The following is an 8819-nucleotide window of genomic DNA, read 5'->3' on the forward strand; positions in this document are numbered from 1 at the left end:
CCCCATGGACGTGAACGAGCCGCCCGGACCAGGGATGCCACGGATACAAGAGCTCACGAATCTCGGTCCCGTGGGTGTTCTGTCGTCGTGTTGTATTAGTGCAGTAGTGCCCACAGAGCCCCTTCCACCTTCAGCGTTCAGCTTGTCGAGAGACAAGAGGCGCTCAATCGGAGATTCCGGGGAGGGCGTTTCCTTCAACAATGTCATTTCCTTTTCAAGGATGCGCACGCGCTTCTCCAGGTTCACGAGATGATCCCCGTGTAGGTCATCTATCCCGTCGAGCGCTTGCTCCCAGAGTCGCCATTTTGCCAAAAAGCGTTTCAGCATCGTAATCTCCTGCATAGGCTCAAGTTCCGGGAAAGTCGCTAGGCGACTTGGGCGATAGGAGAAGGCACTTGCACCGCATCCTAAGGTCGGTTGTGCCAATCGACCCCGCTCCGGTCCTTAGGAGTGGCATCAAAGGTTGCGTCGAGTAGCCGGTGGCGACTTTTCGGTTGATGCTCACGCCCGTATTGCGGACCAGCGCTTGAACAGCGCGCTTGCGTTCACACCTCCAAAACCGAACCCATTGGTGATCGCGTAGTGCATTGGGACCGAACGGGCCTTGTGCGCGACGATGTCTATACCGTCGCTTGACGGATCGGGCGTGTTTAGGTTCAAGGTCGGTGGCGCAATCTGGTCTCTAAGTGCCAGGATCGTAAAGATGGCCTCCAGCCCGCCGGCCGCACCGAGAAGGTGGCCGGTCGCGGACTTCGTGCCGCTCACCGCGAGACCGGACCCTTTCCCGAACACCGCCTTGATCGCCTCAATTTCCCCACGGTCTCCAACAGGGGTCGAAGTCGCATGTGCGTTCAGGTGCTGGATCTCTTGCGGGGCGATGCCTGCCTGTCTGATCGCAATCTGCATCGCCCTTGCCGCGCCTGACCCGTCCTCAGGACCCGAGGTAATGTGGTGGGCGTCGGCCGTGGTGCCGTACCCGACCAGCTCGGCCAATGGCTGGGCGCCGCGCGCAAGCGCATGGCTCAAGGATTCGATCACCAACACACCGGCGCCTTCGCCCATCACGAAGCCGTCACGCAACATGTCGAATGGTCGTGACGCCAGCTCAGGTGTGTCGTTAAACCCAGCGGACAGCGAACGCGCTGCGGCAAAGCCGCCAAGGCTCACGGTGTTCATGCAGGCTTCGGTTCCACCGCAGATCGCGATATCGGCCTCATTCGCACGAATGAGCCGCGCGGCGTCGCCGATGGCTTGCACACCCGCTGCACACGCCGTTACCGGCGCCCCGAGCGGACCTTTGAACCCATGTAGGATCGACACCTGACCAGCTGCCAGATTGATCAGGAACGAGGGGATGGTGAACGGCGACAGGCGCCGCGGCCCCTTTTGATCGACGGTCCTGACAGCGTCGGTTATGGCCGGAAACCCACCGATCCCCGACGCGATGATCGTTGCCGTCCTCAGGCGGTCTTCTTCCGAGTTTGGCCTCCAGCGCGCTTGCGCGAGCGCCTCTTCCGCTGCTGCGAGCGCGAACAGAATGAAGCGATCGATCTTGCGCTGATCCTTTGGCGGAAGGACGGTATCGGGGTTAAATCCCCCCTCGGCATCTTCATTCATCGAAGGAACGACGCCGCCCACCTTGGCAGGAAGATCGCCGACGATGTCGTCCGGCAGACGGCGAATGCCCGACTTGCCGGCCAGAAGCCGGCTCCAGGAAGTGGTTACATTGGCACCGAGCGGGCTAACCGCTCCCATGCCTGTGACGACGATACGACGCATGACGACTCCAAGATGTACTGCATGGCATTGCGGGATCAGGACAGGCGTTGTCCTAATCGTTGTTGAGCGGGGCGAGGCGCTTGACCTCGTTCGCGGCCGCTTCGAGCAAGCGGTTTGACATATCCTCGTCGGTCACGATCCGGGAGAGCGTGACGGCGCCGACCAGAAGCGACAGGACAACCATGGCTTTTTCGTCCGGATTGGGTTCACCTTGCTCCGGCATCAATTCCTCCAACACCTGGAGGTGGGCCTTGATGCCATCCTGGAAGGGTGTCCGCACCTCCGGACTCTGGCGAGCCGCGTCCGCCCCGAGCGCCACGAGCGGGCATCCGTCCGCGGTTTCGCCGCGATGACCGGCCGAAAGATAGAGATCGATGACGGCTCGAAGTGGATCGGAGCTCGAGGCTGCGACGGATGACCATCTGCGCGTCGCGCTTTCCATGGCCCGTCTTGACGCGAGTGCGGCCAAATCCTCTTTGGACTCGAACTGCTTGTAGAAGCCGCCCTGGGTTAGACCAGCGCCCTTCATCAGATCCTTTAGACCGATGCCGTCAAAGCCGTGCTCACGAAAGAGCCTGCTGGCAGCATTGATCACGGCCTCCCGGTTCGCTTCCGCTTGGGCTCGACTGACTCTCATGATGATCTCCATTTAGATTTCATTTGACATCTATATATGATTTAGAGTTAGGATGCAATCTATTCAGAGCGCGTCGACCGTCAAGAAGGGTCACCACATGAAAAAGAAGTTTGTTCTCTCCTCGGCGGCTGTCCTCGTCGGAGCGGGGGTTGCGACCGCAGCTTTTGTCTTCTGGCCCAATGAGAAGGTCGCGATAGCTGCTGATCCTCGAACCGCTGTCCCCTTTGTGAGCGTCATCAAAGCGCGAACGTCGGACGCGGGGGCTCGCAGTTTTACCGGAACCGTAGCCGCACGTGTGCAGAGTGATCTCGGCTTCCGCGTTGCCGGGAAAATCGTTGAACGCCTGGTGGAGCTCGGAAACGAAGTGCGGGCCGGGCAGTCGCTGATGCGGATCGATGAGACAGATCTTCGTCTGGCCGTCGCCGCCAAACGCAACGCGGTTGCGGCCGCCAAAGCAACCTTTATTCAAGCGCAGGCTGACGAGAGGCGTTACGCGGCGCTCGTCAAGAACGGGTTGGCGGCGTCTCCACAGAGGTACGAACAGTCCAAAACTGCGCTCGATACCGCGAAAGCGCAGCTTGCTGCGGCAGAAGCTGAGGCGAAGGTTGCCGAAAACGAGGCGACATACACGCTCCTTGTGGCAGACGCCGACGGCACCATCGTCGAGACGCTTGGCGAACCCGGCCAGGTCGTATCAGCCGGTCAGCCAGTCGTCAGGCTTGCCAAGGCGGGGGCGCGTGAAGCGCTGGTCTGGATGCCGGAAAATATCAGGCCTGAGATCGGCGCCCTTGCCCGTGCCACCGTTTATGGCCGCGACGCGGAAGAAGCGGCGGTCCTGCGGCAGATGTCTGCTGCTGCGGATCCTCAAACCCGTACCTACGAAACGCGCTGGGTATTGCAGGGAGCAGCCGCAACTGCGCCGTTGGGTGCAACGGTGACGATCAGGATACCGAACAAGGACGCCCAAATTCATGCCGAGGTGCCGGTCGGCGCCGTCCTGGACGATGGCACCCGGACTGGCGTCTGGGTGGTCGATGCGAAAGCGTCGAGCGTTCACTTTCGCGAAGTAGAGGTCGAACGGCTCGACGAAGAAAACGCGATCGTGACGAACCTGAATGCCGGCGAGGCGGTAGTCGCGCTTGGCGCGCATCTTCTGACCGATGGCACGACCATCCGCACCAGCGTCGAAAAAGCAGAGGCGGCGAACTGATGAACTTCAATCTTTCCGCGCTCGCCGTTCGTGAGCGGGCGATCACCCTGTTCTTCATCGTCTTGCTGGCTGCGGCGGGTGTCTACGCCTTCGTCAAGCTGGGGCGCGCGGAAGATCCTTCGTTCACGATCAAGACGATGACGGTCACGGCCGTCTGGCCGGGCGCGACCGCCCGAGAGATGCAGGACCTCGTCGCTGAGCCGCTGGAAAAGCGCATCCAGGAACTCACCTGGTATGATCGGGTGGAGACGACAACCCGCCCCGGTTACGCATTTTTGACGGTCACCCTCAAGGACAGCACGCCGGCGAGCGCGGTGGAAGAGGAGTTTTATCAGGCCCGCAAGAAACTTGGCGATGAGGCGAGAAACCTGCCGGCGGGTGTGTTCGGGCCCTTCGTCAACGATGAATATTCGGACGTAAGCTTTGCCCTTTATGCGCTGAAAGCCAAGGGCATGCCGATGCGCGACCTCGTGCGCCAGGCGGAAGGTATCCGGCAAGATCTCCTGCATGTGCCAGGCGTCAAGAAGATCAACATTTTGGGGGAACGGCCCGAGCAGATTTTCGTCGAATTCTCGTTCGCCAAGCTCGCCACGCTCGGCATTTCGGCGCAGGACATCGCCGCCGCCCTTCAAAATCAGAACAGGGTCACGCCAGCCGGCTCGATCGATACGCGCGGGCCGCAGGTCTTCATCCGCTTCGATGGGGCCTACAACAACATACAAGCGATTGCCGATACACCGATCGTCGCGGGCGGCCGCACGCTGAAGCTTTCCGATTTCGCTGACATTCGCCGCGGCTATGAAGATCCTGCGACCTACATCATTCGGCATGACGGCGAGCCTGCCATCATGCTCGGCGCCGTGATGCAGTCGGGCTGGAATGGACTGGAGCTTGGCAAGGCGCTATATGAACGATCAGCGGCGATTGCGCAGTCCCTTCCGCTCGGCATGACATTGGCGAAGGTCAGCGATCAGGCAGTCAACATCCAGGAGGCCGTTGGCGAATTCATGCTGAAATTCGCCATGGCGCTCGGCGTCGTCCTGTTCGTCAGTCTCGTCAGCCTTGGCTGGCGCGTCGGCATCGTCGTCGCCTTGGCCGTGCCACTGACACTGGCCGTCGTCTTTCTGATCATGTTGGAGACGGGCCGCTTTTTCGACCGCATCACGCTCGGCGCGCTGATCCTGGCGCTCGGGCTCCTCGTCGACGATGCCATAATCGCCATCGAAATGATGGTCGTGAAAATGGAAGAAGGCATGGACCGTATCAAGGCGGCGGCCTATGCCTGGAGCCATACGGCGGCCCCCATGCTGTCGGGTACGCTGGTGACAATCATCGGCCTGATGCCGGTCGGCTTTGCCAGATCCACGGCCGGTGAATATGCCGGCAACATCTTCTGGGTGGTCGGCTTTGCTCTGATCGTATCCTGGATTGTCGCGGTGATTTTTACGCCTTATCTCGGTGTGAAGATGCTCCCCGACATCAAGCCAGTCGGCGGTGGTCACGCCGCCATTTACGGCACACCGAACTATCAGCGCCTGCGCGCAGTCATCAAGTTTGCGGTACGCTACAAGTTCGTGACATGCGCTGTCGTCGTCGTCGCCATGGGCGTTTCCGTTGTGGGCATGGGCGCGGTGAAGCAGCAGTTCTTCCCGACGTCGGACCGTCCCGAAGTCCTGGTCGAGGTTCGACTGCCCGAAGGCACAAGCATCGAAACGACCACCGCCACGGTCGCAAAACTCGAGCGTTGGTTGCAGGAGCAAGCCGAGTCGAAGATTGTTACGAGCTATATCGGCCAGGGCGCGCCGCGCTTCTTCTTTGCCATGGGGCCTGAACTGCCGGATCCGGCATTTGCCAAGATCGTGGCGCTGACCCCCGATGCCGAGGGTCGCGAAGCGCTCAAGCATCGCATGCGCGCCGCCATCGCCGGCGGCCTCGCTCCGGAAGCATCCGTGCGCGTCACACAGCTCGTGTTTGGACCCTATACCCCGTTTCCGGTTGAGTTCCGGATCATGGGGCCTGATCCCCAGAAGCTCTATCAGATCTCGGAGGAAGCTCTTGCGATCATGAAAACCGTGCCGGACGTTCGTCAGGCAAATCGCGACTGGGGCAACCGAACGCCTGTGCTCCGGTTCATTCCGGACCAGGAACGCCTCAACCTCATCGGGCTTTCCCCGGCGGAAGCCGCGCAGCAGATGCAACTCCTGCTGACCGGGGTTCCTATCACCCAGGTCCGCGAGAACATCCGCAATGTCCCGGTGGTTGCACGCAGCGCTGGCGAAAACCGGCTCGATCCTTCGAGATTGGCGGACTTCTCGCTAATCAGCAGGGATGGCCGGCCGATTCCGCTCGATCAGATCGGCCACTCTGAAATCCACTTCGAGGAACCGATCATGAAGCGCCGTGACCGCACGTCGGTCATCACCATCCGGTCGGATATCAATGAGGCGATGCAGCCGCCGGAAGTCTCCCAGGAGGTGATGAAGGCCCTGCAGCCCCTGATCGCCTCGCTGCCGGCCGGATATCGCATCGAGATGGGTGGCAATATCGAGGAATCGCTCAAGGCAAACGTCGCCCTTGTTCAGATCTTCCCGGTGATGATTGCGGCGATGCTGATCATTATTGTCCTCCAGGTTCGCAGCCTGTCGACGATGACGATGGTCATGCTGACGGCGCCGCTCGGTCTTGCCGGCGTGGTGCCGACATTGCTCCTCTTCAACCAGTCCTTCGGCTTCAACGCCATTCTCGGACTGATTGGGCTGGCGGGCATTCTTATGCGAAACACCCTCATCCTGACCGAGCAGATCAAGGAAAACCAGGCAGCCGGCCTCGATGACTATCACGCGGTCATCGAAGCGACCGTGCAGAGGACGAGGCCCGTCATCCTAACCGCGCTGGCGGCGGTTCTCGCGTTCATTCCGCTCACTCATTCGGTCTTCTGGGGATCAATGGCCTATACGCTCATTGGCGGCACGGCCGTCGGCACGGCGATGATCCTGTTGTTTCTACCGGCGCTCTACGCGGCCTGGTTCCAGATCAAGCCGACGGAGCAGCAGACGCATCGGCATGCAGAGGAGAAGGCTCCGCAATTGCAGCTCGCGAACGCCGCGGAGTGACCACATGTTCAAATTGTGTATAGCCCTATCCCAAAGTGCTGCGAAGGAGAATGTCGACGGTCCAGCATCAAGGATCCCTAATCTTCGTCCGGCGTCGCCTCGACCCGGACCCGGGACCCAGGAGTTCGGCGGCCTTTCTTTGCCAGCTTCGGACGGCGCTTCTTTTCCCCCTGATAGTTTGCGCACGAACCCCAGGCCAAAAGCCGACGACGCGCTTGTCGGGTGGCGGGATGCGGGGAGCCGCACGCGGGGCAGTAACGGTACTAGTCGGACAAAATAGAAGATAGGAGGCAGCTGTGCCCGAACAGAAAGTAGTCGTAATAACCGGGGCATCCTCGGGCATCGGCGAGGCCTCGGCCCGTCTACTCGCGCACAATGGTTACCGAGTGTTTGGTGGCGCATGTGACCCAGACGCGCCAATCCTATCCCTGGGGTAAGGTTCGGGACCCTAGACGTACTCCCTGGTGGGTCCAGTCGAAAATACATCGATCGCCGAAGCAGCGTCCGTTTTCGACACAAACGTCTTCGGTCCCCTTCGCATGATCCGGGTCGCTCTGCCGTCCATGCGGACAGCACGAAGCGGGCTTATCATCAACGTAAGCTCCGTCTTGGGTTTCTTGCCTGCGCCGTTCATGGGGATCTACGCCAGCAGCAAGCATGCCCTTGAGGGGTTATCCGAATCCCTCGACCATGAAATTCGAGGTTTCAACGCCCGTGTGGTCCTGCTTGAACCGACGTTCACGAACACCAAGCTCGACGTAAATGCCGCGCGTACGCAGGCGCCATTGGGAGTTTATGAGGGTCAGACGAAAGCGACCCTCATGGCTGTCCATGCTCAAATCAAGTCAGCGCCTTCTCCGCAGGTGGTAGCTGAAAAAATTCTGGCAGTGATCAACGGCCCATACAAAATGCGTCAGCCGGTTGGCGGGCAAGCAACCCTTCTTAGCCGCCTGCGCAGGTTCATGCCAGCAAACGCGGTCGATGGCAGTCTGCGGAAATCATTCGGCCTCGGCAAGGTGCGAATGTCGTAGACTGACGTTCGTCACGATGCCAACAAGCGTCTCCAGCAGGCGCGAGCGGTATCGTGTGCGATCATTCCTCGCAAACACCCCCGGTCAGTTTTCGTTTCTTGACAGACACGGCAGCCACCGGTTCGACTTCACCCAAGAGGGGATAGCGCGGTTGCCGAAGCGTTCACCTTCTGGGCCAAAAACATCGCATAATGTATCGGGTGGAACGCTTTTACGCCGTTGCGAGCGATCGGACTAAATTATCAGTCGAATCCCAGGCCCGCCGTCTCCACTATATTGGCCGTCGATGAAAATTACGCCGGCAGCTTCGAACGCGGAACGAATTGTCCGCGATAGTTCGTGGTTTAGGTTCTTCACCGCGTTCGAGCGGCACGATTGTGTTGGTCGAGACGTTTGCCGCTTCGGCCGACGCGAGGTCTTTCATTTAGCCTCGCCAGTCCCGGTCGATATGACCTTCTTCGGCTTTGTGAAAGTGTTGGGAGTGATCTAACCCTTCAGACCAGTTTGGCTTGAGTTTTCCGGTGTCTATTCCTGACTGGGAAAGGAACGGAAGACGATGAAGGCATCGCAGATTTCGGACGCCCAGAAGTTAGATCTGCCGGAAGGCAGGAAGCCCCTGGCCGCTCGAAAGGTGAGTGCGAAGCAGTCACCGAAATGCAGCCAGGCGACCTTTTTCAACTGGAAGAAAAAATACGCCGGGCTGTTGCCGCCGGGGATGAAGAAGCTGAAGCAGCTGGAGGACGAGAAAGCGCGGCTGACTCTCGCACGGGCGATCTGCGACGCAACTGATGGTCTGGCTTCGTCCTGGGGTTCGCTTCCACAATGAGTCGCACGCGATTTATTCGCGCAGTTGACATGATCCTTTCGAGGTAGTATATATTGCGCACAAACTAATCGTGCGCCATCAAAACCCCTCGCGCCTGAATCTAAATCTCAAGCCACAAACGATATCAGCATGTTCAAACTCGCCGCCACCCTTGCCTTTGCCGCAGCTCTCCTGTCCGGCAGTGCAATTGCCCAGCCCGCAAAGCCCACAGTCATTCTCGTCC

Annotated in this window: 5 protein-coding genes and 4 pseudogenes; 5 read left to right on the forward strand and 4 right to left on the reverse strand. The window is 59.8% G+C overall.

Translation table 11 applies throughout. From position 1 onward, the window contains the following. From ABIE33_RS35895 to ABIE33_RS35905, 3 genes are all read right to left on the reverse strand, one after another. A partial coding sequence (locus ABIE33_RS35895; RefSeq protein ID WP_429133881.1) for a hypothetical protein occupies positions 1 to 327 on the reverse strand: 327 nt, incomplete at its 3' end. Positions 328 to 501: 174 nt separating this feature from the next. Further along, positions 502 to 1779 (reverse strand): beta-ketoacyl-ACP synthase II, encoded by a 1278-nt coding sequence (fabF, locus tag ABIE33_RS35900; RefSeq protein ID WP_429133883.1) that lies wholly within the window; start codon positions 1777 to 1779, stop codon positions 502 to 504. Between the two features lie 52 nt (positions 1780 to 1831). Continuing rightward, positions 1832 to 2416 (reverse strand): TetR family transcriptional regulator, encoded by a 585-nt coding sequence (locus ABIE33_RS35905; protein WP_429133888.1) that lies wholly within the window; start codon positions 2414 to 2416, stop codon positions 1832 to 1834. Between the two features lie 97 nt (positions 2417 to 2513). Between ABIE33_RS35905 and ABIE33_RS35910 the strand changes: the two genes are divergently transcribed. The 3 genes and pseudogenes from ABIE33_RS35910 (at position 2514) to ABIE33_RS35920 (ending at position 7770) form a co-directional block, all read left to right on the forward strand. Beyond that, positions 2514 to 3626, forward strand: coding sequence for an efflux RND transporter periplasmic adaptor subunit (locus ABIE33_RS35910; protein WP_429133884.1), 1113 nt, complete (start codon positions 2514 to 2516; stop codon positions 3624 to 3626). After that, positions 3626 to 6739, forward strand: a complete 3114-nt coding sequence (locus ABIE33_RS35915) for an efflux RND transporter permease subunit (RefSeq protein ID WP_429133886.1) — start codon at positions 3626 to 3628, stop codon at positions 6737 to 6739. The genes ABIE33_RS35910 and ABIE33_RS35915 overlap by 1 nt, the downstream gene beginning before the upstream one ends. A gap of 296 nt (positions 6740 to 7035) precedes the next feature. Further along, positions 7036 to 7770, forward strand: a pseudogene (locus tag ABIE33_RS35920) (SDR family NAD(P)-dependent oxidoreductase). 234 nt (positions 7771 to 8004) lie between these two features. On the opposite strand, the pseudogene ABIE33_RS35925 reads toward ABIE33_RS35920, so the two are convergent. Further along, positions 8005 to 8194 (reverse strand): annotated as a pseudogene (locus ABIE33_RS35925) (transcriptional regulator). A gap of 132 nt (positions 8195 to 8326) precedes the next feature. Between ABIE33_RS35925 and ABIE33_RS35930 the strand changes: the two are divergent. Continuing rightward, a pseudogene (locus ABIE33_RS35930) lies at positions 8327 to 8527 on the forward strand (IS3 family transposase); the annotation flags it as partial. A 198-nt stretch (positions 8528 to 8725) separates the two neighbouring features. After that, a pseudogene (locus tag ABIE33_RS35935) lies at positions 8726 to 8819 on the forward strand (alpha/beta hydrolase); the annotation flags it as partial.

The sequence above is a fragment of the Ensifer sp. 4252 genome, assembly GCF_050434565.1.
GTDB lineage: Bacteria > Pseudomonadota > Alphaproteobacteria > Rhizobiales > Rhizobiaceae > Ensifer.

Coding starts and splice junctions, on each gene's coding strand:
- fabF (WP_429133883.1), bottom strand. CDS start 1,779: ATGCGTCGTATCGTCGTCACAGGCATGGGAGCGGTTAGCCCGCTCGGT.
- ABIE33_RS35905 (WP_429133888.1), bottom strand. CDS start 2,416: ATGAGAGTCAGTCGAGCCCAAGCGGAAGCGAACCGGGAGGCCGTGATC.
- ABIE33_RS35910 (WP_429133884.1), top strand. CDS start 2,514: ATGAAAAAGAAGTTTGTTCTCTCCTCGGCGGCTGTCCTCGTCGGAGCG.
- ABIE33_RS35915 (WP_429133886.1), top strand. CDS start 3,626: ATGAACTTCAATCTTTCCGCGCTCGCCGTTCGTGAGCGGGCGATCACC.